General features: G+C 73.6%; 20 protein-coding genes. 10 read left to right on the forward strand and 10 right to left on the reverse strand.

Annotation, left to right across the window (positions count from 1 at the left end):
* Positions 1 to 45 precede the first annotated feature (45 nt).
* The 4 genes from guaB (at position 46) to O2W16_RS12885 (ending at position 5,452) form a co-directional block, all read left to right on the forward strand.
* Positions 46 to 1,566, forward strand: a complete 1,521-nt coding sequence (gene guaB / locus O2W16_RS12870; RefSeq protein ID WP_269159198.1) for an IMP dehydrogenase — start codon at positions 46 to 48, stop codon at positions 1,564 to 1,566.
* A gap of 3 nt (positions 1,567 to 1,569) precedes the next feature.
* On the forward strand, positions 1,570 to 2,733 hold the full coding sequence (locus O2W16_RS12875) for a GuaB3 family IMP dehydrogenase-related protein (protein ID WP_269159199.1): 1,164 nt from the start codon (positions 1,570 to 1,572) through the stop codon (positions 2,731 to 2,733).
* A gap of 6 nt (positions 2,734 to 2,739) precedes the next feature.
* A complete protein-coding gene (gene guaA / locus O2W16_RS12880) occupies positions 2,740 to 4,323 on the forward strand; it encodes a glutamine-hydrolyzing GMP synthase (RefSeq protein WP_269159200.1) in 1,584 nt (527 codons plus the stop codon).
* Between the two features lie 106 nt (positions 4,324 to 4,429).
* On the forward strand, positions 4,430 to 5,452 hold the full coding sequence (locus tag O2W16_RS12885) for a sodium:calcium antiporter (protein ID WP_269159201.1): 1,023 nt from the start codon (positions 4,430 to 4,432) through the stop codon (positions 5,450 to 5,452).
* 107 nt (positions 5,453 to 5,559) lie between these two features.
* Here O2W16_RS12885 and O2W16_RS12890 read toward each other — a convergent pair whose 3' ends face one another.
* The gene (locus O2W16_RS12890) at positions 5,560 to 5,844 is read right to left on the reverse strand and encodes a hypothetical protein (protein ID WP_269159202.1); all 285 of its coding nucleotides are present in this window, start codon (positions 5,842 to 5,844) and stop codon (positions 5,560 to 5,562) included.
* Positions 5,837 to 6,784, reverse strand: a complete 948-nt coding sequence (locus O2W16_RS12895) for a PspC domain-containing protein (protein ID WP_269159203.1) — start codon at positions 6,782 to 6,784, stop codon at positions 5,837 to 5,839. The genes O2W16_RS12890 and O2W16_RS12895 overlap by 8 nt, the downstream gene beginning before the upstream one ends.
* A gap of 134 nt (positions 6,785 to 6,918) precedes the next feature.
* Here O2W16_RS12895 and O2W16_RS12900 point away from each other — a divergent pair, with 134 nt between their 5' ends.
* Positions 6,919 to 8,157: an ATP-binding protein gene (locus tag O2W16_RS12900; RefSeq protein ID WP_269159204.1), complete on the forward strand. Its 1,239-nt coding sequence runs from the start codon at positions 6,919 to 6,921 to the stop codon at positions 8,155 to 8,157.
* Complete coding sequence (locus O2W16_RS12905) at positions 8,154 to 8,825, forward strand: response regulator (protein WP_269159205.1); 672 nt, start codon at positions 8,154 to 8,156, stop codon at positions 8,823 to 8,825. Before O2W16_RS12900 ends, O2W16_RS12905 begins: the two co-directional genes overlap by 4 nt.
* 55 nt (positions 8,826 to 8,880) lie before the next feature.
* Here O2W16_RS12905 and O2W16_RS12910 read toward each other — a convergent pair whose 3' ends face one another.
* From O2W16_RS12910 to O2W16_RS12930, 5 genes are all read right to left on the reverse strand, one after another.
* Entirely contained in the window at positions 8,881 to 10,251 is a 1,371-nt protein-coding gene (locus O2W16_RS12910; RefSeq protein ID WP_269159206.1) for an acetamidase/formamidase family protein, read from the reverse strand.
* Positions 10,252 to 10,362: 111 nt separating this feature from the next.
* Positions 10,363 to 11,097 carry a PIG-L deacetylase family protein gene (locus O2W16_RS12915; protein WP_269159207.1) on the reverse strand — a complete coding sequence of 245 codons (735 nt, stop codon included), beginning with the start codon at positions 11,095 to 11,097 and terminating at the stop codon, positions 10,363 to 10,365.
* Between the two features lie 13 nt (positions 11,098 to 11,110).
* On the reverse strand, positions 11,111 to 12,025 hold the full coding sequence (sigJ, locus tag O2W16_RS12920; RefSeq protein ID WP_269159208.1) for an RNA polymerase sigma factor SigJ: 915 nt from the start codon (positions 12,023 to 12,025) through the stop codon (positions 11,111 to 11,113).
* Positions 12,022 to 12,585, reverse strand: a complete 564-nt coding sequence (locus O2W16_RS12925; protein ID WP_269159209.1) for a carboxymuconolactone decarboxylase family protein — start codon at positions 12,583 to 12,585, stop codon at positions 12,022 to 12,024. The genes sigJ and O2W16_RS12925 overlap by 4 nt, the downstream gene beginning before the upstream one ends.
* A 103-nt stretch (positions 12,586 to 12,688) precedes the next feature.
* Positions 12,689 to 12,976: a chorismate mutase gene (locus O2W16_RS12930; protein ID WP_269159210.1), complete on the reverse strand. Its 288-nt coding sequence runs from the start codon at positions 12,974 to 12,976 to the stop codon at positions 12,689 to 12,691.
* Between the two features lie 272 nt (positions 12,977 to 13,248).
* Between O2W16_RS12930 and pcrA the strand changes: the two genes are divergently transcribed.
* A complete protein-coding gene (pcrA, locus tag O2W16_RS12935; protein ID WP_269159211.1) occupies positions 13,249 to 15,540 on the forward strand; it encodes a DNA helicase PcrA in 2,292 nt (763 codons plus the stop codon).
* Here pcrA and O2W16_RS12940 read toward each other — a convergent pair.
* The 3 genes from O2W16_RS12940 to O2W16_RS12950 all read right to left on the reverse strand — a co-directional run bounded on the left by O2W16_RS12940 (position 15,530) and on the right by O2W16_RS12950 (position 18,113).
* Positions 15,530 to 16,066: a GNAT family N-acetyltransferase gene (locus O2W16_RS12940; RefSeq protein ID WP_269159212.1), complete on the reverse strand. Its 537-nt coding sequence runs from the start codon at positions 16,064 to 16,066 to the stop codon at positions 15,530 to 15,532. The genes pcrA and O2W16_RS12940 overlap by 11 nt on opposite strands.
* Before the next feature lie 30 nt (positions 16,067 to 16,096).
* Positions 16,097 to 16,972, reverse strand: a complete 876-nt coding sequence (locus tag O2W16_RS12945) for a M23 family metallopeptidase (RefSeq protein WP_269159213.1) — start codon at positions 16,970 to 16,972, stop codon at positions 16,097 to 16,099.
* Positions 16,973 to 17,204: 232 nt separating this feature from the next.
* Complete coding sequence (locus tag O2W16_RS12950) at positions 17,205 to 18,113, reverse strand: esterase/lipase family protein (RefSeq protein WP_269159214.1); 909 nt, start codon at positions 18,111 to 18,113, stop codon at positions 17,205 to 17,207.
* Positions 18,114 to 18,276: 163 nt separating this feature from the next.
* Here O2W16_RS12950 and O2W16_RS12955 point away from each other — a divergent pair, with 163 nt between their 5' ends.
* From O2W16_RS12955 to sucC, 3 genes are all read left to right on the forward strand, one after another.
* Positions 18,277 to 19,332, forward strand: coding sequence for a hypothetical protein (locus tag O2W16_RS12955; protein WP_269159215.1), 1,056 nt, complete (start codon positions 18,277 to 18,279; stop codon positions 19,330 to 19,332).
* Positions 19,333 to 19,366: 34 nt separating this feature from the next.
* Positions 19,367 to 19,777, forward strand: a complete 411-nt coding sequence (locus O2W16_RS12960) for a cobalamin B12-binding domain-containing protein (protein WP_269159216.1) — start codon at positions 19,367 to 19,369, stop codon at positions 19,775 to 19,777.
* A gap of 102 nt (positions 19,778 to 19,879) precedes the next feature.
* The gene (gene sucC / locus O2W16_RS12965; RefSeq protein ID WP_269159217.1) at positions 19,880 to 21,040 is read left to right on the forward strand and encodes an ADP-forming succinate--CoA ligase subunit beta; all 1,161 of its coding nucleotides are present in this window, start codon (positions 19,880 to 19,882) and stop codon (positions 21,038 to 21,040) included.
* The last annotated feature ends 33 nt before the right edge of the window (positions 21,041 to 21,073 follow it).

Consider the following 21,073-nt stretch of genomic DNA (forward strand, 5'->3'; position numbering starts at 1 on the left):
GCCTCGGAGGCGCTCCCACCGAAGAAGTCGAGAGGGTGGCGGCACATGCAGCCCGACGAGCGCGTCCCTGAACTGCCGGCCAAGTTCGCCCCGCTGGGGCTCACCTACGACGACGTCCTGCTGGTCCCCGGGCCCTCGGACATCGTGCCCACCGACGTGGACACCAGCAGCCGGCTGACCCGCGGCATCCGGATCGCCATCCCGCTGGTCTCCTCCGCGATGGACACCGTCACCGAGTCGCGGATGGCGATCGCCATGGCCCGCGCCGGTGGCATCGGGATCCTGCACCGCAACCTCGCCGCCGAGGACCAGGCCGGCCAGGTCGACCTGGTCAAGCGCTCCGAGGCCGGCATGGTCACCAACCCGGTCACCTGCTCCCCGGAGAACACCCTCGCCGAGGTCGACGCGCTGTCGGCCCGCTATCGGATCTCCGGCGCCCCGGTCGTCGACGCCGACGGCGTGCTGGTCGGCATGGTCACCAACCGCGACATGCGCTTCGAGACCGACCAGCACCGGCTGGTGCGCGACGTGATGACGCCGCTGCCGCTGGTCACCGCGCCGGTCGGCGTGGAGCCGGAGCGGGCGCTGGCACTGCTCAAGCAGCACAAGATCGAGAAGCTGCCGCTGGTGGACGAGGCCGGCCGGCTGCGCGGGCTGATCACCGTCAAGGACTTCGTCAAGCGCGACCAGTACCCGAACGCCACCAAGGACGTCGGCGGCCGGTTGACCGTCGGTGCCGCCCTCGGCGTGGGCGAGGACGCCTACAAGCGGGCCGGGCTGCTCGTGGACGCCGGCGTCGACGTGCTCGTCGTCGACACCGCCCACGGCCACCAGCGCGCCGTGCTGGACATGGTCGCCCGGGTGAAGAAGGAGTTCGCGAACGTCGGCCACGGCGTGCAGGTGGTCGGCGGCAACGTCGCCACCCGCGCCGGTGCGCAGGCGCTGATCGACGCCGGGGTCGACGCGGTCAAGGTCGGCGTCGGGCCGGGCTCGATCTGCACCACCCGCGTGGTGGCCGGGGTCGGCGTCCCGCAGGTCACCGCCATCTACGAGGCCGCCCTCGCCGCCCGCCCGGCCGGGGTGCCGGTCATCGCCGACGGCGGCCTGCAGTACTCCGGTGACATCGTCAAGGCGCTGGTCGCCGGCGCGGACACCGTCATGATCGGCGGCCTGTTCGCCGGGGTCGAGGAGGCCCCGGGGGAGCTGGTCTTCATGAACGGCAAGCAGTACAAGACCTACCGCGGCATGGGCTCCCTCGGCGCCATGCAGAAGCGCGGCAACCAGTCCTTCAGCCGGGACCGGTACTTCGCTGACGACGTCCTCTCCGACGACAAGCTCGTGCCGGAGGGGATCGAGGGGCAGGTGCCCTACCGGGGCCCGCTGTCCGGGGTCGCCCACCAGCTGGTCGGCGGGCTCCGCGCGGGCATGGGCTACGCAGGTGCGGCCACCGTCGCCGACCTGCAGGAGCGTGGCCAGCTGACCCGGATCACCTCCGCCGGGCTGACCGAGAGCCACCCGCACGACATCCAGATGACCGTCGAAGCCCCCAACTACCGAGGCCGCTGACCCATGCCAGTACGTGACAACGTCGAGATCGGCCTGAACCGCTTCGCCCGCCGGGGCTACGACCTGGACGAGGTCTCGATCGTCCCCTCGCGGCGCACCCGCGACCACGACGACGTCTCCACCGCCTGGCAGATCGACGCCTTCCGGTTCGAGATCCCGCTCGTCACCAGCCCCAGCGACGCGGTGGTCAGCCCGGGGACCGCGGTCGCCGTCGGGCAGGCCGGTGGCCTGGGGGTGCTGAACGCCGAGGGCCTGTGGGCCCGGTACGACGACCCGACCGACGTCTACCGCCAGCTGCGCGACGCCGCCGGGCCCGACAGCGGCCCGCCGACCGCGCTGCTGCAGCGGGTCTACGCCGAGCCGGTGAAGCCGGACCTGATCGCCGCCCGGATCAAGGAGATGCGGGACGCCGGGGTGACGACGGCGGTCCGCGTCTCCCCGCAGCACACCGTGGCGCTCGCCCCGACCGTGCTCGCCGCGGGCGTCGACCTGCTGGTCATCCAGGGCACGATCGTCTCCGCCGAGCACGTCAGCACCGGCGGGGACGCCCTGAACCTCAAGGAGTTCATCGCCGACCTCGACGTCCCGGTGATCGTGGGCGGCGCCGCGGACTACCAGACCGCGCTCCACCTGATGCGCACCGGCGCCGCCGGCGTGATCGTCGGCGTGGGCGCCGACAGCTGGTCGACCGCGGACGCCGTGATGGGCATCCGGGTGCCGCTGGCCAGCGCGATCGCCGACGCCGCGGCGGCCCGCCGGGACTACCTGGACGAGACCGGTGGCCGGTACGTGCACGTCATCGCCAACGGCCGGATCGAGACCAGTGGCGCCATCGCCCGGGCCCTGGCCTGCGGCGCCGACGCCGTCCAGCTCGGCGAGCCGCTGCGCACCGCCGCGGAGGCCCCGGCCGGCGGCGTGTGGTGGGACTCGGTGGCCGCGCACCCGCGGCTGCCCCGCGGCGGCACGTCCGCACCGGCGCAGGCCCGCGGCACCCTCGAGGAGGTGCTGCTCGGCCCGGCCACCGCCGCCGACGGGCGCACCAACCTCTTCGGCGCCCTGCGTCGCACCATGGCCAAGACCGGCTACCGGGACCTCAAGGAGTTCCAGCGGGTCGACCTGGTGCTCGGTGGCGGCAGCGACGACGCCCCCGGCCACCTGGCCGGCTGACACCAGATGAGCAGCGGTCTGTCGAACATGGACTTCCCGACCGTGCTGGTCGTCGACTTCGGCGCCCAGTACGCGCAGTTGATCGCCCGGCGGATCCGGGAGGCCGGCGTCTACTCCGAGCTCGTCGGGTCCGACGTGCCGGTCGCCGAGCTGCTGGCCCGCAAGCCCGCGGCGATCGTGCTCTCCGGGGGGCCCTCCAGCGTCTACGCCGAGGGTGCGCCGCAGGTCGACCCGGCCGTCTTCGAGGCGGGCGTGCCGGCCTTCGGCATCTGCTACGGCTTCCAGGCGATGGCCGCCAGCCTCGGTGGCACGGTGGCCCGCACCGGCGACCGGGAGTACGGCGGCACCCCGCTGACCGTGACCACGCCGGGGCAGCTGTTCGGTGAGCTGCCCGCCGAGCAGTCGGTGTGGATGAGCCACGGCGACGCGGTCTCCGCCGCACCGCCCGGGTTCACCGTCACCGCCACCAGCACCGGTGCGCCGGTCGCGGCCTTCGAGGACGTCGACCGGCGGCTGGCCGGCGTGCAGTTCCACCCCGAGGTGAAGAACACCCCGCACGGGCAGACCGTGCTCGAGCACTTCCTGTTCGACATCGCCGGCCTGGAGCCGAGCTGGACGATGGCCAACGTCGTCGACGAGCAGGTGGCGTCGATCCGGGCGCAGATCGGCGACCGGCGGGCCATCTGCGGGCTGTCCGGCGGGGTCGACTCCGCGGTGGCCGCCGCCCTGGTCCAGCGGGCCATCGGTGACCGGCTCACCTGCGTCTACGTCGACCACGGGCTGATGCGCGAGGGCGAGACCGAGCAGATCGAGCGGGACTTCGTCGCCGTCACCGGCGCCGACCTGCGGGTCGTCGACGCCAGCGACCAGTTCCTCGCCGCGCTGGCCGGGGTCAGCGACCCGGAGACGAAGCGGAAGATCATCGGCCGGGAGTTCATCCGGGTCTTCGAGCAGGCCGCCCTCGACGTGATCGCCGACGCCAAGGAGCACGGCGAGACCGTCGACTTCCTGGTGCAGGGCACCCTCTACCCCGACGTGGTGGAGTCCGGTGGCGGCACCGGGACGGCGAACATCAAGAGCCACCACAACGTCGGTGGGCTCCCCGAGGACCTGACCTTCACCCTGGTCGAGCCGCTGCGCACGCTGTTCAAGGACGAGGTGCGCGAGGTCGGCCGACAGCTGGGCCTCCCCGACACCCTGGTGCAGCGCCAGCCGTTCCCCGGCCCGGGCCTGGGCATCCGGATCATCGGCGAGGTCACGCGCGAGCGGCTGGACGTGCTGCGCCAGGCCGACGCGATCGCCCGCGAGGAGCTCACCGCCGCGAAGCTGGACACCGAGATCTGGCAGTGCCCGGTGGTGCTGCTGGCCGACGTCCGCTCGGTGGGCGTGCAGGGCGACGGGCGCACCTACGGCCACCCTGTGGTGCTGCGCCCGGTGTCCAGCGAGGACGCGATGACCGCCGACTGGACCCGGCTGCCCTACGACGTGCTGGCCAGGATCTCCACCCGGATCACCAACGAGGTGGCCGAGGTGAACCGGGTCGTGCTCGACGTGACGAGCAAGCCGCCGGGCACCATCGAGTGGGAGTGATCGGGTAGCTCCCCGCTGCACTCCATCGGGGGGGCCGGCTGGCGAGATGATCACCAGCGTGGTGAGGTCTTTGCCGGACTGATCGCTCACCCGAGGAGGTTCCCGAGTGACCACCGGAACGTGGCCACTCTGGCCGAGTGCGCTGGCGCTCGTGGCCATGGCCGTGGTGATCGTGTTCGCCGGTGTCCGGCTGACCCGCGCCGCTGACGAGCTCGCCGACCGCACCGGTCTCGGGGACGCCGTCGGGGGTGCGCTCCTGCTCGGCGCCGTCACGTCGCTGCCGGGGAACGTCACCGTCCTCACCGGGGCCCTCGAGGGCGACGCCGGCTTCGCGCTGGCGAACCCGATCGGCGGCATCGCCCTGCAGACGGTCTGGCTGGCCGTCGCCGACCTCGTGTACCGCCGGGCCAACCTCGAGCACGCGGCCGCGTCGCTGGAGAACGTGATGCAGTCGGTGATCCTCATGGCGATGCTGTCGCTGCCGGTGATCGCCTACTCCACGCCCCAGCTGACCCTCGGCTGGATCCACCCGGTGACGCTGCTCATCCCGCTCCTCTACGCCTACGGGCTCGTGCTGCTGCGCCGGATGCACAGCGACCCGATGTGGGTGCCCACCCACACGTCGGCGACCGCGGACGAGGATGAAGAGGAGGAGGGCTCCGACCGCTCGACCCGCCGGCTGTGGGCCACGCTCGCCGGGCTGGGACTGCTCGTCGGGGTGGCCGGCTGGATCGTCGGGCAGGCCGGCCTCGGCGTGGCGGCGGGCACCGGTCTGGAGGGCGGCATCATCGGGTTCACGCTGACCACGGCGGTCAGCTCGCTGCCCGAGCTCGTCGTGCTGGTCACGGCGGTGCGGATGGGGCAGCTGACCCTCGGGGTCGGCAACATCGTCGGGGGCAACGTCTTCGACATGCTGATGATCGCCGTCGCGGACATCGGCTACCTGGAAGGGCCGCTCTACCGGGCTGCCGGGTCGACCAGCCTGGTGCTGCTCGGCGGCACCATGCTGCTGATCGCCGTCCTCACCGCCGGGCTGGTGATGCGCGACCGGAAGGGCATCGGGTTCGAGGGCCTGCTGATCCCGGTCATCTACGTCGCCACGGTCGCCCTGGCGGTGATCAGCCGATGACGAGGGCCCGGGGAGCGGTCGCTCCCCGGGCCCTCGTGGTCGATCTCGCCGTGCCTCGGGTGGGTGCCGGGTGACCCCGCCCGCCACCGGACCTCCGGCGGCTGCCCTCAGCTGCGGCGGCGGGCCTTGCGCCACTCGTTGACCAGCAGCGCGATCCCGGCGCCGATCAGGATGATCCAGGCGATCCCGTTGCCGAACCAGTCGAGGGACAGGTCCACCCCGGCCATCAGCAGGACCGCCACCAGGATGAACAGCACCCCGGCGACCAGTGCCCCGTTGTCGACGTCGCGCCGGCGGCCGGACTCCTCCACGGCGGACGCCGTGGAGCTGCCGGTCGTGCCCTGCGGGAAGACCTCGGTGTCCCGCCGTCCATAGGGGTCGTGCTCAGCCACGGGACACCTCCACGTCACCCAGACCTGCGTTGATGGTGATCTCGAACTCCGGCTCGGAGTCCCCGGACCAGTCGGCTGTGCCCGAGCCGGGGAAGAAGCCGGTCTCCACGCTGTCACCGAACAGGTCGGTCTCGCCGAGCCCCTGCACGACCTCCAGCCGCACGTCGGCGGAGAAGGGGACGATGACGTCGATGTCGCCGAGCCCGGAGTCGATCCGGGTGGTGATCGGGGAGTCCAGGTCCGCCAGCTCCTCCGCGTCGACGCCGCGCAGGTCCAGCAGCAGGTCACCGACCCCGTTCTCGTAGTCCGACTGCACCGCGGCCGCCGACACCGGGCGCCAGGTGCGGTCGCCCATCTCGCCGCTGGGGACCTCGACCGTCGAGGCGATCGCGAGCGCCACGGAGAGCACCAGGCCCAGCCCGATGAGGCCGCCCTTGGCGCCCCGGCCGATCCCGGTCAACGCACCGAACACCAGGCCGACGCCGACGATCAGCAGCGCGCTGCCCAGGACACCGCGGGCGCCCAGGTCCACGGTGGTGAACTGGTCGAGCATGACCGCGATGCCGGCGATGATCAGCAGCGCCGCGATCGTCACCCCGGGCACCGGGGAGCGTGGGCCGGTCCGGGCCTGCTCCGGAGCGCCGGGGTACCCGGGCGGCGCGGCGGGGGCGGCCGGCATGAGCAGCCACAGCAGCACGTAGATGATCAGGCCGCTGCCGCCGGCGAGGGTGAGCGCGATGGCGCCCACCCGCCACAGCAGGGCGTCGACGCCGGTGTACTCGGCCAGGCCGCCGGCGACGCCGCCGATCACCTTGTCGGTGCGGCTGCGGCGCAGCGGCGGCCGGGCGACCGGGCCGGGTGGAGGAGGAGGCGGCGGCCAGGAGCCCGGCGGCTGCTCGGCCGCCGGGGGCGGGGCGGAGGGAGGGAGTGCTGAGGTCATGCCACGAGCCTGCCGACTCCGGGCGCCCCGCGGTATCAGGGAACCCCCTGGACCGACCCTGATCCGGGCCGGCCGCCCTGCCTCCGGGTGATCACCGGTGTGCGGGGCGCGGCGGCGGTGACACCATCGACACCGTGACCACCAGCACCGAGCCGACGGCCGGGCACCCCGCCCCGTCCGCGGCCCGGTTCCCCGGTGACCGTCCGGCCCGGCCCCCGCTCGTGCGGCCGGCCACGGGGCGGCTGCTGGCCGGCGTGGTCGCCGGGACGGCCGCGCACCTGCGCCTGGACCCGCTGGTGGTCCGGTTCGTCGTGATCGGGCTGGCGTTCACCGGGGTCGGCGTCGTCGCCTATGCGCTGCTCTGGCTGACCATGCCGGTCGCCGACCCCTCCGGCGAGGGTGCCACCACGGCCGTGATCGGGGAGCGCCCCAGCCGGCGCCAGCTGATCCTGCTGGCCCTGCTGTCCTTCGTCGTCTTCGGGCTGGTCTCGCAGCTGCTCACCTTCGGCGGCTACGACGTCGTCCTGCCGCTGGTCCTCGCCGGGATCGGGCTGGCCGTGATCTGGCGGCAGACCGACACCGACGCCTCGCTCTCCCGCCGCAGCAACCGCTGGGGGCTGGCCGCCGGGGTCGTCGTCGGCGTCGTCGGCGTGGTGCTGCTGCTGGCCACCACCGGCCAGCTGGCCAACGCCCGCAACGGCTTCACCGCCACCGTGGTGATCCTGGTCGGCGTGGCGCTGGCGACCGCCCCGCTGTGGCGCCGGCTGCTGGACCAGCGCGCGACCGAGCGGGCCGCCCGGATCCGGTCGGAGGAGCGCGCCGCGGTCGCCGCCCACTTGCACGACTCGGTGCTGCAGACCCTCGCGTTGATCCAGCGGCACGCGGCCGACCCCACGGTGGTGGGCCGGCTGGCCCGCAGCCAGGAGCGGGAACTGCGGGCGTGGCTGTACGAGCCGACCGTCGCCACCGGCGGCACCTGGGCCGGGCTGGTCGCCCGGCTGGTGGCCGAGGTGGAGGCCGACCACGCCGTCACCGTCGACCCGGTCGTCGTCGGGGACCTGCCCGTCGACGACGCGGTGGCCACCCTCGGTCAGGCCGCCCGGGAGGCGGTGGTCAACGCCGCGAAGCACTCCGGTGCACCGTCCGTCTCGCTGTACAGCGAGGTGACGCCGGGCGCGGTGACCGTGTTCGTCCGGGACCGCGGCACCGGGTTCGACCCGGCTGGCGTGCCGGGCGACCGGCGCGGGCTGCGCGACTCGGTGGTGGGACGGCTGACCCGACTGGGCGGCACGGCGACGGTGCGATCCGCACCGGGAGAGGGGACCGAGGTGGAGCTCTGCCTGCCGCGCGAGCGGACGGAGGCGCCGGCATGACGGCCGCGACGGGGCGCACCCGGGTCTTCCTGGTCGACGACCACGCGATGGTCCGCGCCGGGGTGCGCGCCGAGCTGGGCGAGGAGGTCGAGGTGGTCGGCGAGGCAGCCGACGTCCCGACCGCGGTGGCCGGCATCCGGGCCAGCACGCCGGACGTCGTCCTGCTCGACGTGCACCTGCCCGGCGGCGGGGGCCACGCCGTCCTGGAGTCGCTGCGCGCCGAACTGCCCGCGACCCGCTGGCTGGCGCTGTCGGTCTCCGACGCCGCCGAGGACGTCATCGCCGTCATCCGGGCCGGGGCCCGGGGGTACGTCACCAAGACGATCTCCGGGGCGGACCTGCGGGACGCCGTCCGCCGGGTCGCCGAGGACGACGTCGTGTTCAGCCCGCGGCTGGCCGGGTTCGTGCTCGACGCCTTCTCCGCCGGCCCCGCCGCACCCGTGCCCGCCGACGACCCGGCCACCGACCCGGGCCTGGACCTGCTGTCCGCCCGCGAGCGGGAGGTGATGCAGCTGCTGGCCCGCGGCTACACCTACCGGGAGATCGGCGGGCGGCTGTTCATCTCGGTGAAGACGGTGGAGTCCCACGCCTCCAACGTGCTGCGCAAGCTGCAGCTGTCCAACCGCAACGAGCTCACCCGCTGGGCGGCCACCAACCGGCTGCTCTGACGGAGGACCACCTCCTCCCCGTGCCTCGCAGCCCGGGGGAGGAGGCGGTCCTCGGTCAGCAGAAGTGGCTCTTCGGGATCAGGCCGTGCACGCCGACGGTGCGGTCCACCACCTGGGACACCTCGAAGTCCGCGGCCGCGGACAGGTAGGCGTAGGCGACCGCCCGGTCCATCCCCAGGTCGTTCTCCAGGAAGTCCAGCGCGTTGACCACGGCCCGCCGGCTGGCGACGTCCAGGTCACTGCCCTGCCCGTTGCGGGAGCCGTCCGGGTCGGACAACCCGATCGGCACCCAGGCGTCCGGCGTCTCCCCGAAGGGGTACCGGAAGGCCACCGACGGTGCGTCGCCCGCGCCCGGACGGCAGACGGTGAGCCGGTAGGTGATCCGGAGCGACCCCTCCATCGCGGTCAGGGCCACCTCGCCGTTGCCCATCGACATGTGCGGGTCGCCGGTGGAGAACAACGCCCCCTCGGCGACCACCGGCACGTAGAAGGCAGAGCCGACGTTCAGGTGCTTGACGTCGATGTTGCCGCCGCCGAGGGTCGGCGGGATCGAGTTCACCAGCGGGTCGTTGAGCTGCGGGGCGTCTCCGACGGTGGCGACCGCCATCAGCCCGGCGAACGGGTCCAGCGGCCAGCTGACCTCGCCGCTGGTGCCCACCGGGAGGTGCGCGGTGGGCACCCCCCGACGACCCCGGCGGACCGGGGTGAAGACCGAGACGTTGCCGTACTGCAGCGGGTCTCCCGTGGCCCGGCCGTCCGGCGTCCGTGGCATCGCCTCGGCGGGGCTGATCCCGTTGTCGGGGGCGAACTGGACGGCGAGCGCCCCCTTGCCGTGTCGGCTGGAGATGACGCCGTAGGGCACCCGCGGCATCGCCGAGAGGGGCTCGATCTTGAGCACGTCACCGGGACGGGCGCCCTCGACGTGCACCGGACCGGTGACGACGTGTGGCCCGTCGGCGTCGAAGTCGCGCGGGTGCCGGCTGTAGTCGGCGGCGATGGCGACGGCGTCGTCCAGCACCTGCTCGCGGGGCACGCCCTGACCGGCGAACCACCCCGCCGGATCACGACCCTGGTCCTCGAGCAGCCCCTCGTGGCTCACCGTGTCGATGGTGATCGTCTGCCCGGAGCGCATCCGGACGACCGGTGCGTCGGTGGTGCGCGGCAGGTAGCCCCAGAGCACCTCGTCGGGCCGTGAGGGGAGGTACACGTCCCCGTCGATGGGACCGGTGCCGGGCTGCAGGACCTGCCCGGGCAGCCGGGTCCGGCGCCCACCGGTGGCCGCGGCCGGCGATGCGGTGGCGACACCGGTCGCCATGACGACGCCGGTGGCCAGGGCGGCCTGGACGAAGGCGCGGCGGCCGAGCCCGCGCTCCAGCAGTGCAGCGGCAGTCGCCGGCTCCGGACCCTCGTGCGGTGCGTCGGTCATCGTGTTCTCCCGGTGCTGGTGAGCGGACCGGGAGAGGTCTACGTGAGCTGTGTTACGGCTGTGCGGCGGGAGGACCGCAGCGTTCCGGGCCGGTGTCGGGACGAATGTCCATCACGCTGTGTACACGACCTGGAACGCTTCGGCGAGGTGCCCGTCGGGCAGGCCGTGGGTGCGCGCGTTCTGCCGCATCCAGCCGGTCAGGAACTCCTCCATCTGCCCCTCGGGCCAGTGCGAGACCTGGCTGACGTGCGAGCGCAGCGCGGCGAGCTTGTGGTCCAGCACGTCGGTCACGTCCACGGCGTGGTCCGAGCGGGGGCCGCCGCCCAGCCACACCTCCGACACCGTCCAGGCCTCCAGGGCCTCGTCGGCCAGCAGCTCGGGGAAGGCGAAGGGGTTGCGGGCGTCGGGGTAGACCGCCCGCAGCGTGGACTCGCCCACGGTCATGTGGTCGGGGTGGCTGGCGCCGATCCGCTCCCAGAACCGCTCGGGCGAGCTGGTCAGGACGCGCTGCGGGCGCACCTGCCGGATCACCCGGCTGATGTCCCGGCGCAGGTCCAGGGTCGGCTCCAGCCGCCCGTCCGGGTACCCGAGGAAGCGGACGTCGGTGACCCCGACCGCGGCTGCGGCGGCACGCTGCTCGGCCCGGCGCAGCGGCCCCATCTCCTCGCGCGGGGTCTCGTCGAAGCCACCGGCGTCCCCGTCGGTGACGATGCAGTAGGTGACCTCGGTGCCCGCCGCCGTCCAGCCGGCCACCGTGCCCGAGCTGCCGAAGTCGACGTCGTCGGGGTGGGCGAGCACGCACAGGGCGCGCTCGACGAACGGGGCAGGGGCCTCGGGCAGCGGCATCACGCGGGCGAGCCTAGGTCGCGGCGCCCGGGCGTCCGGCCAGGCCCTGCAGCTTGTCGGGGTTGCGGACGACCAGCACCTGCTCGATGAGCCCGTCGGCGACGACGAGCGACATGGTCAGGAACGGCTCGGCGCCGCTCCAGCCCACGATCGCCGGAGTGCCGTTGACCTCCACGACCTCGATCCGCAGGTCGGGCACGTCCGTGGCCTGCGCGGCGATCCCGACCAGGAACCGGCTGACCTTCTCCGCGCCGGAGATCGGCCGCAGCGCCGCCTTCGCCTTGCCGCCGCCGTCGGTGACCAGCACGACGTCGGGGGCCAGCGCCGCCAGCAGCGCGTCGACGTCACCGCCGGCGCAGGCCGCCAGGAAGCGGTCGGTCACCTCCCGCTGGGCACGGCGGTCGGTGTCGAACCGGGGACGGCGGGCCTGCACGTGCTCCCGTGCCCGGTGCGCCATCTGCCGGACGGCGGACTCGCTGCGGCCCAGCGCGGCCGCGACCTCGGCCACCGGCAGGGCGAAGACCTCGCGGAGCACGAAGACCGCACGCTCGGCGGGGGAGAGGGTCTCCAGCACGACCAGCAGCGCCAGGGAGACCGCCTCCCCGGTCTCGGCCACCTCGCTCGGGTCGGCCGGGCCGGGTGCCGCGGCGACCCGGTCTCCCCCGGTGAGCAGCGGCTCGGGCAGCCACGGCCCGACGTAGCTCTCCCGCCGGACGCGGGCGGAGCGGAGCCGGTCGAGCGCCAGCCGGGTGGTGACCTGCACCAGGTAGGCCCGCGGGTCGGTGACGTCGGTCCGGTCGGCCGCCGACCAGCGCAGCCATGCGTCCTGCACGGCGTCCTCGGCGTCGGCCACGCTGCCCAGCAGCTGGTAGGCGACGGAGAACAGCAGTCGGCGGTGGTCGGCGAACAGGTCGGCGGCGGCGTTCACCGGCCCGGCACCTCGCACCGTTCCCGGAAGCCCTGGCTGGTCAGCCCGAGGGCGGCGTTGGTCCGCGAGCGGGAGTTCTCCACGGAGATCATCATCGTCAGCTCCACCAGCTGGGCGTCGTCCAGATCGCGCCGCAGGTCCGCGACCATCTCGTCGGTCACCTGCGGTGGGGTGGCCGTCATGGCCTCCGCGTAGCCCATCACCCGTCGTTCCAGGTCGCTGTACACCTGGCTGTCCCGCCACCGCGGGACGTCGCGCAGCTTGGCCGGCTCCACCCCGCGCCGGCTGCTCTCCCAGAAGCCGAAGTCCAGGCACCAGGAACAGCCGATGGTGGCCGCCGAGGACATCACCGCCAGCGCCTTGAGCGTCGGGTCCAGCCGGCGCCACCGGGCCACGCTCTTCTCGTGGCGGACCTGGCTGAGCAGCACGCGCGGGTGGTGCGCCATCGCCGCGCCCGGGTCGAGCACCGCCCCGTAGGTGCGGCGGGACCACCATTCCGCCACCCGGGTCAGCGGGGTGCGGGGCGGGTCGAGCGGGATGCGGGCGGTGTCGGTGGTCATGTCCGTCGTCCTCTCCATCGGCTGGTGCCCATGGAGACGGGACGGCGCCCGCAGACGTGACATCCGCCCTCGACCGCACCGCGGATGGGCGAGGAGGACGGCGTCAGAGCCGGCCGCGGCCCTGGCGCAGCAGCATCATCCCGAGGGTCGAGCCGTCCGGGCCGAGGGCGTCGCGGAAGCGGGAGAGCACCCGCTGCTCGCGGGAGAGCGACAGCCGCATGCCACCGCTCGCGGTGCGCAGCGAGCCGATCTCCTGGGAGATGGCCAGCCGGCGCCGCACGAGCGCGATGATCTCGGCGTCGCAGGCGTCGATCTCACCGCGCAGCGCGTCGATCCGCGCCGCGGTCTCGGCGGCCGAGCTGTCGGTGGTGGGGGAGAGGGCGGTGCTCATCGGTTCCTCCGGGGTGCAGGAGGCCGTCGGGACCCCAGAGACGGAAAAACGCCCCGGGGCCGTGGGCCCGGGGCGTCGTGTGCGGTGGCGGTTCAGCCAGCCGAGACGGACACCGGAACCCGGTGGCCGTAGGAAAACTCTCGGGGGCTGAGCACGTCCAGGAGTGTGCCACAGCCCACGGTCCTGGGCCATCGCCGATCACGCCGCCGACCACCCCGCCGACACGCGGGCCGCCCGGAGTCGTCGGTGTCCCGGCTTAGAGTGGCGGGGTCATGAGCAGCCCCCAGCACACCCTCCCCGGCACCGCCGCGCTCCCCCGGCACACCTCCGGCCAGACCGGCCGCGAGCTGGACCGGATGCTCGCCGGCCTGAACGGCCCGCAGCGCGAGGCCACGGTGCACGAGGGCAGTCCGCTGCTCATCGTCGCCGGCGCCGGCTCCGGCAAGACGCGCGTGCTCACCCACCGCATCGCCTACCTGCTCGGCGCCCGCGGCGTGCAGCCCGGCGAGATCATGGCGATCACCTTCACCAACAAGGCCGCCGGGGAGATGAAGGAGCGCGTCGCCGCGCTGGTCGGTCCGCGGGCCCGGGCCATGTGGGTGTCCACGTTCCACTCCATGTGCGTGCGCATCCTGCGGGCCGAGGCCGGCAAGCTGGGCATGAAGAGCTCGTTCACCATCTACGACCAGGGCGACTCGGTCCGGCTGATGACGATGGTCGCCCGCGACCTGGACCTCGACGCCAAGCGGTATCCCGGCCGCAGCCTGGCCAACCAGGTGTCGAACCTGAAGAACGAGCTGGTCGACGAGGAGTCCTACGCCCCGCAGACGGCACCGGAGAAGGTGCTGAAGGAGGCGTACACCCTCTACCAGCGGCGGCTGCGCGAGGCGCACGCCATGGACTTCGACGACCTGATCATGACCACGGTGCACCTGCTCCAGGCCTTCCCCGACGTGGCCGAGCACTACCGCCGCCGGTTCCGGCACGTGCTGGTCGACGAGTACCAGGACACCAACCACGCCCAGTACGTGCTGGTCCGCGAACTGGTCGGCACGCACGGTGGCCCGGTGCCGCCGGCCGAGCTGTGCGTCGTCGGCGACGCCGACCAGTCGATCTACGCCTTCCGCGGCGCGACGATCCGCAACATCGACGAGTTCGAACGCGACTACCCCGACGCCACCACCATCGTGCTGGAGCAGAACTACCGCTCCACCCAGCGCATCCTGCGCGCGGCCAACCAGGTGATCGCCCGAAACACCGCCCGTCGGCCGAAGAACCTGTGGTCCGACGCCGGTGACGGCGAGCTGATCGAGGGCTACGTCGCCGACAACGAGCACGACGAGGCCGCCTGGGTCGCCGAGCAGATCGACGCGCTCACCGACGAGGGCACGGCCCGGCCGGCCGACATCGCGATCTTCTACCGCACCAACAACGCCTCCCGTGTCTTCGAGGAGGTGTTCATCCGGGTCGGCATGCCCTACAAGGTCGTCGGCGGGGTGCGCTTCTACGAGCGCCGGGAGGTCCGGGACGCGGTCGCCTACCTCAAGGTGATCGCCAACCCGGCCGACGTGGTCAGCCTGCGCCGGGTGCTCAACACCCCCAAGCGGGGCATCGGCGAGCGGGCCGAGGCGTGCGTCGAGCGGTTCGCCGACCGCGAGCGGATCCCGTTCGCCAGCGCGCTGCGCCGGTGCTCGGAGGTCGGTGACCTGGCCACCCGCTCGCTCAAGGCGATCCAGGAGTTCGTCGCCCTGCTGGAGGAGTTCGAGCAGCTGGTCGAGACCGGTTCGGGCCCGGCGGCCCTGCTGGAGAGCGTGTTGGACCGCACCGGCTACCTGGCCGAGCTCGAGGCCAGCACCGACCCGCAGGACGAGGGGCGGGTCGACAACCTCAACGAGCTGATCTCGGTGGCCGCCGAGTTCGAGGCGGCGAACCCCGGGGGCACGGTCACCGAGTTCCTCGAGCAGGTCTCGCTGGTCGCCGACGCCGACCAGATCCCGGTCAGCGGCGACGAGGCCGGCGTGGTGACCTTGATGACCCTGCACACCGCCAAGGGCCTGGAGTTCCCGGTGGTCTTCCTCACCGGCCTGGAGGACGGCGTCTTCCCGCACCTGCGGGCCCTCGGTGACCCGCGGGAGCTGGAGGAGGAGCGGCGGCTGGCCTACGTGGGCATCACCCGGGCGCGGCAGCGGCTGTTCCTGTCCCGCGCCACCGTGCGCACCAACTGGGGGCAGCCGGCCTACAACCCGCCGTCCCGGTTCCTCGACGAGCTGCCGACCGACGCCGTCCACTGGGAGCGGCTGGAGCCGGCCCCCAGCAAGCCGATGAGCTCGGCGCAGGCGCGGGTCGCCTCGACGGGCCTGTCCACCGGGGGGCTCCGCGGCGGTGCCGGCAACCGGGCAGTGATCAGCGTCGACGTCGGCGACCGGGTCAGCCACGACGCCTTCGGGCTCGGCACGGTGGTCGAGATCAACGGCGCCGGCGACAAGGCGCAGGCCACGGTCGACTTCGGCTCCGGTGGCACCAAGCGCCTCGTGCTCCGCTACGCCCCGCTGGTCAAGCTCTGAGCTGGTCGGTGGCGAGCTCGTAGACCAGCTCGAGACCGTCCTCGTCGTCCTCCTGCTCACCGACCAGCACGAAGCCGTAGGGCAGCGCGAGGGCCTGGGACGCGGTGTTGGTCGGGCTGATCGTCACCCGGACGGTGCGGACCGCGGGCTCCGCCCGTGCGCGGCTGAGCAACTGTTCGAAGGCGGCCCGGGCGTAGCCCCGCCGGCGCCATGCGGGTGCCACGGCGTACCCGATCTCCACCATGCCGTCGCCGTCGGGTGAGCCGTGGAAACCTGCCCGTCCGACTGCCGCCCGACGGGTGGGGTCCCAGATGACCCGGGTGATCCAGCCGGCGTCCCCGGGCTGGGTGGTCAACTGTGCGGCGCGCCGGCGCCACACGGACGCCCAGTCCGGGCCGGCGAAGTACCCGGTCAGCGGCACGGGGCTGAGTTCGTCGGCCGTGGCGAGATCACCGGCGGCCAGGGCGGTGAACGCCGCAGCCGAGAGCTGGACCAGCCGCACGGACGGCGGGTCGGCGGAGGTCACCGGGCCAGTCTGCCGGGGCCCCGACCTGGGTCAGCCGACGGAGACGCCCCGCTCGGCGAGCCAGGCCTCCGGGTCGATCGGCTTGCCGTTCATCCCACCGCGGTGGATCTCGAAGTGCAGGTGCGGCCCGGTCGACTGGCCCTGGTTGCCGACCTTGGCGATCTGCTGACCCGCCGAGACGACGTCGCCGGCGGCCACGTCGTAGTAGCGCATGTGCCCGTAGATCTGGACGTTCCCGTCGGCGTCCTGGATGTAGACGGCGTTGCCGTAGCCGGACGCGGGGCCGGCGCGCAGCACGACCCCGTCCGCCGCGGCGAAGATCGGCGTGCCGAGCGGGGCGGCGAGGTCGAGGCCCCAGTGCATGGTGCCCCAGCGCTGGCAGAAGCACGTGGTCATCCGGCCGGCGGTGGGCACGACGAAGTCCGGCTCGCGGGCGGCCCGGGATGCGGCGATCTCGCTCAGCCGGGCCTGGGCCTCCACCTGGCTGATCTCCCCGCGCACGCCCTCCACGTCCACGCCGCCGGCGAAGCTGGCATCGGTCAGGCCCAGCCCGTAGTCCACCCCGGAGGCCACCGGGGCGGGTGTCGGCTCGCCGAGGCCGCCCATCAGCGAGGTCGCCAGGGCGCCGACGACGGCGACGGCGAGCAGCAGCGGTGCCCGGCGCCGCGGCGGGCGGGGGACGCGGCGCTGCGGGGCCGCGCCCGCTGAGCTCGGTGGGGTCTCCGCGGGTCCGGCCGGGGTGCCGGTGGCGGTGCCGGGGTCGGTCTCCTGGGTGGCCGCCCACTCGCGGTCCCAGTCCCAGTCGTCGTCGAACTCGTCGCTCCAGTCGCCGGACGTGCCGGTGAGGGCAGCGGCAGGGACGACCTCGGACTGCGTGCGGCCGACGAGTTCTCGCAGACGGGACAACGGGCACCTTCCCGGGCAGCACGCCGCGGGCAGCCGGGCGTCGTCGGGCACCAGCCGGCCGCAGGGAGCGGCTGGTGCTGGCACTGCGGTTTCGATGACGCCGACGGAGATCCCATCGGTGTCATTCGCGACGCTACGGAGGGGGCCAGGAGCCACCAACGACCTGACTGCGCGTGTCGTGGAGCAGTGCTATGAGTGACGACACCCGCAGTTGGCAGGTGTCGACATGTGGTCAGGCAGCGGCGACGGGGATGTCGTCGGTCGCGGTCCGCAGGCCGGCCAGGGTCGCGGCGACCTCGTCCACCACACCCCGGTGGATGGGCAGCGACATGTGGCCCACGCCCGGCACGAGGACGTTGCGGGCCTGGAGGTCGGGGTGGTCGCAGCGCCCGGCCGACGACGGCACGACCATCTGGTCGAGGTCGCTGTAGACCGCCGTCACCCGGGTCCGGCACTCCGGCGCCGGCGCGGCGAGCTCCTGGAACAACGCCGACCCCGGTCGGAGCTGGCGCACCAGGCGGGTGGGCAGGACGTGCGCCCACCGGCTCCCACCGTGCGGCGTCCCGAGGGTGACCAGCGACTCCACCCGCGCATCACCGCCCAGGCGCTGCACGAGGTACCGGGCGACGAGCCCGCCGAGGCTGTGGCCCACCACGTGCACCCGGTCGTGACCGGTGGCCCGGCAGACCTCCTCGATGTGCTGGCCCAGCGCCTCGGCGGCGCTCTCCACGTCGCGCAGCAACGGGCTGTAGTTCCACGTGCAGACCTGGGCGAAGCCGCGTCGTCGGAGACCCCGGCGCATCACCGTGAACACCGACCGGTTGTCGACCAGCCCGTGGACCAGGACCACGGGGATGCGGGCGGCCAGGGGGTCGGCGGCGAACAGGGCGCGGACGGCGGCCGGCTGCGGGCGGGGGCGGTAGCTCCCGTCGGGGCGCAACCGCTCGGTGCGGGTGCCGAGTGGGTAGAGCAGCGTGTGTGCCCCCACCCAGGCCAGCTCGGTGAGGCTGCCGGTGATCGCGGCCGGGGAGACCAGCCGGCGGAGGCCGGTGCGCCGGGCGTTCGCCGGCGGGACGTCGCTGCCTGCCGCGGAGTGCGGGGCGTGCCAGGCTGGTACGGAGGGCAGAACGGGTACCTGCACGCCGTTCTCCCTCCCGTCCGTCCCGGCACCGCGCCGGGCGGCGCGCCATGGACAGTGGTGTGCTCGGTTCAGGGGACCGTAATGCCCCGTTGTGTTGAAAGTCATACAACCGACACACGACACGCGTCCGTGGCCAGACAGCCTGATCCCGAGGAGACCCCCAGTGCCCGCCCGTGACCGCGCCCCCGACCGCACCGGCACGCCAGGCCGGCCCGGTGCGGCGCGCAGCCCCGCGGCCCGTCGCACGGGAGGTCTCCGGGCCGGTGCGACCTCGCCGTCCGCCGCCGCCTCCGACCGGCTCGTCGTCGGGCAGGTCCCGGTGCTGGCCCGGGCCTGCGGGTTGCTCCTCCTGCTCGCCGGGCTGGCCGGCGCAGCGGCGGCCTTCCCGACCTACCTGGTGGTCGGGGGGACGGCGGTGAGCCCGGTGCAGGGCGCCCTGGACGCCGTCGTGGCCCTCGTCGCACCGGTCGCCTCGGTCGCGGTCGGTGCCGGGCTGCTCCTCGGGCGCGTGCCGCGGTTCGGCCTGGCCTATGCAGCGGTCACCGGCGCGCTGGCGGTCGGCCGGCTCCTCATCGAGCTCCATCGTGGACAGGGATCGACCACCCGTCCGGCGGTCGAGGTGCTGGCCGGCGAGCTGGTGCTCACCAGCTCGGTGGAGGTCGGCGCCGGCTGGGTGCTCGGCGTCGTCGCCCTGGGCCTCGCCGTCCTCGCCGGGCTGACCGCCTTCGCCGCCTGGGGTCGCACGGTGATGGAGGACGGCGGCGGTCTGGACCCGCTGCGTCCGGTGCTCGCCGGGGTAGCGGTGCTCCTCGGCGTGGCGGCGGTGCTCGCCCTCGCGCTGCCGGCGGCCGACGTCCCGGACGAGGTGGTGACCGACCCGCGGAGCGGGCTGGAGGTCGTCGTGGACCAGGAGGGGCCGCAGGCGCTGCTGGAGCGACCTGGGCTGGCCCTGCTGGGCGGGTTGCTGCTCGCGGGTGCGCTCGTGCTCTCCGCCGTCGTCGCACCGTCGCTGCGGCCCCGGCTCGCCGCCGTCGGCGGGCTGCTCGCCGTCGCCGTCTTCCTGCTGGACAGCGCCCTGGGCGGGCTCCGCGGCGCGTGGTCCAGCCCGGACCTGGAGTGGACCGTCCCGGGCATCGGTCTGCTGGTGCTGGCGCTCGGGGCGGTGGGGCTCACGCTCCTGGCCTGGCGCTGGCGGCGCGGTTCGCCCGCTCAGGGGTGACGTAGGACACCCTGCCGCCCCTAGAGTCGCCGGCGTGGCAGCCGAGCGCATTCGTGTCGTGATCGCCAAGCCGGGCCTCGACGGCCATGACCGCGGCGCCAAGATCGTCGCCCGCGCGCTCCGCGACGCGGGCATGGAGGTCGTCTACACCGGGCTGCACCAGACGCCAGAACAGATCGTGGACACCGTCATCCAGGAGGACGCCGACGCCGTCGGGCTCTCGGTGCTCTCCGGCGCCCACATGACGCTGTTCCGGCGGCTCGCCGAGCTGCTCCGCGAGCGGGAGGTCGACGACGTCGTCGTCTTCGGTGGCGGGATCATCCCCGAGGCCGACCTGCCCGAGCTGTCCCGGCTGGGCGTGGCCCGGGTCTTCACCCCCGGTGCGAGCACCGAGGAGATCGTGGGCTGGGTCCGGGACCACGTGGGTGCCACGGCCGGGGCCTGACCCCTCCCTGGTCCCGCTGGGCGGAAGAGACGGGTGAGACGTCCCCCTCGGACGGAGGGCAGGTGACGCGAGGCGGACCAGGGCGGGCTACGGTCCTTGCTCGTGGATCTCTTCGAGTACCAGGCCCGTGACCTGTTGGCCTCGCACGGCGTGCCCGTGCTCCCCGGCGGCGTCGCCGAGACGCCCGAGGAGGCGGAGGCGATCGCTCGCGAGATCTCCGCCCCGGTCGTCGTGAAGGCGCAGGTGAAGGTCGGCGGCCGCGGCAAGGCCGGCGGCGTGAAGCTGGCCGACGACCCCGAGACCGCCAAGGCGCGGGCGCAGGACATCCTCGGGCTGGACATCAAGGGGCACATCACCCACAAGGTGATGGTGGCCCAGGCCAGCGACATCGCCGAGGAGTACTACTTCTCCTACCTGCTCGACCGCTCCAACCGCACCTTCCTGGCCATGGCCTCGGTCGAGGGCGGCGTGGAGATCGAGACGCTCGCCGTCGAGCGCCCGGAGGCGCTGGCCCGCATCCCCGTCGACGCCAGCGTCGGGGTCGACGCGCAGAAGGCCGCCGAGATCGTCGACGCCGCCGGCTTCCCCGCCGAGGTCCGCGACCAGGTGATCGCCATCGCCGTCCAGCTGTGGGACGTCTTCAGCAAGGAGGACGCCACCCTGGTCGAGATCAACCCGCTGGCCAAGGCGCCTGACGGCACCGTGCTCGCCCTGGACGCCAAGGTCACCCTGGACGAGAACGCCTCCTTCCGGCACGGCGAGCACGACGCCCTCGAGGACGTCGCCGCCGCCGACCCGCTGGAGGCCGCGGCCAAGGAGAAGGGCCTCAACTACGTCAAGCTGGACGGTCAGGTCGGCATCATCGGCAACGGCGCCGGCCTGGTCATGAGCACGCTGGACGTCGTCGCCTACGCCGGTGAGGAGTTCGGCGGGGTCCGCCCGGCCAACTTCCTGGACATCGGCGGTGGCGCCTCCGCCCAGGTGATGGCCGACGGGCTGGGCGTCATCCTGTCCGACCCGGCCGTGAAGAGCGTCTTCGTGAACGTCTTCGGCGGGATCACCGCCTGCGACGCCGTGGCCGACGGCATCGTCTCGGCGCTGGGCCTGCTCGGCGACGAGGCCACCAAGCCGCTGGTCGTGCGGCTGGACGGCAACAACGTGGAGGAGGGCCGGCGGATCCTCGCCGAGGCCGCCCACCCCCTGGTGACCGTGGTCGACACCATGGACGGCGCCGCCCGCCGCGCCGCCGAGCTCGCCGCCTGATCGCCCCGGCACCCGAGAACAGGACACAGCAGA

It is taken from the genome of Modestobacter sp. VKM Ac-2984 (genome assembly GCF_026967985.1).
GTDB lineage: Bacteria > Actinomycetota > Actinomycetes > Mycobacteriales > Geodermatophilaceae > Modestobacter.

Coding starts and splice junctions, on each gene's coding strand:
- guaB (WP_269159198.1), top strand. CDS start 46: ATGCAGCCCGACGAGCGCGTCCCTGAACTGCCGGCCAAGTTCGCCCCG.
- O2W16_RS12875 (WP_269159199.1), top strand. CDS start 1,570: ATGCCAGTACGTGACAACGTCGAGATCGGCCTGAACCGCTTCGCCCGC.
- guaA (WP_269159200.1), top strand. CDS start 2,740: ATGAGCAGCGGTCTGTCGAACATGGACTTCCCGACCGTGCTGGTCGTC.
- O2W16_RS12895 (WP_269159203.1), bottom strand. CDS start 6,784: ATGACCTCAGCACTCCCTCCCTCCGCCCCGCCCCCGGCGGCCGAGCAG.
- O2W16_RS12905 (WP_269159205.1), top strand. CDS start 8,154: ATGACGGCCGCGACGGGGCGCACCCGGGTCTTCCTGGTCGACGACCAC.
- O2W16_RS12910 (WP_269159206.1), bottom strand. CDS start 10,251: ATGACCGACGCACCGCACGAGGGTCCGGAGCCGGCGACTGCCGCTGCA.
- O2W16_RS12915 (WP_269159207.1), bottom strand. CDS start 11,097: ATGCCGCTGCCCGAGGCCCCTGCCCCGTTCGTCGAGCGCGCCCTGTGC.
- O2W16_RS12925 (WP_269159209.1), bottom strand. CDS start 12,585: ATGACCACCGACACCGCCCGCATCCCGCTCGACCCGCCCCGCACCCCG.
- O2W16_RS12930 (WP_269159210.1), bottom strand. CDS start 12,976: ATGAGCACCGCCCTCTCCCCCACCACCGACAGCTCGGCCGCCGAGACC.
- pcrA (WP_269159211.1), top strand. CDS start 13,249: ATGAGCAGCCCCCAGCACACCCTCCCCGGCACCGCCGCGCTCCCCCGG.